This window comes from Janthinobacterium sp. UMAB-60, from assembly GCF_900095235.1.
Classification (GTDB): Bacteria; Pseudomonadota; Gammaproteobacteria; order Burkholderiales; family Burkholderiaceae_D; genus Janthinobacterium.
The window spans coordinates 1-369 of sequence record NZ_LT607533.1 but is presented as its reverse complement, the minus strand read 5'-3'; the positions used below and the strand labels follow the sequence as shown (position 1 = coordinate 369).

Below are 369 nucleotides of genomic sequence, written 5' to 3'. Positions count from 1 at the left end.
CAGGCTCTTCCCATTTCGCTCGCCGCTACTTTGGGAATCTCGGTTGATTTCTTTTCCTGCAGCTACTTAGATGTTTCAGTTCGCCGCGTTCGCCTTGCATACCTATGTATTCAGTATGCAATACCCTAAAAGGGTGGGTTGCCCCATTCGGAAATCTGCGGATCAAAGTGTGTTTGCTCACTCCCCGCAGCTTATCGCAAGCTACTACGTCCTTCATCGCCTGTAATCGCCAAGGCATCCACCATGTGCACTTATTCGCTTGTCCCTATAACGTTAGCCTCTCATCATTTGCATGAGGAAAGAGCGCTACAGGGATAAGAAAGTACAACGTTGTTGCTTGTTTGTTGATACATACAATCATTACCCATC

The 369-nt window shown here is 47.2% G+C and carries 1 rRNA gene; it reads right to left on the bottom strand.

What is annotated here, in order from left to right:
* Positions 1-265, bottom strand: a 23S ribosomal RNA gene (locus K0F86_RS27185); the annotation flags it as partial.
* Positions 266-369 lie beyond the last annotated feature (104 nt).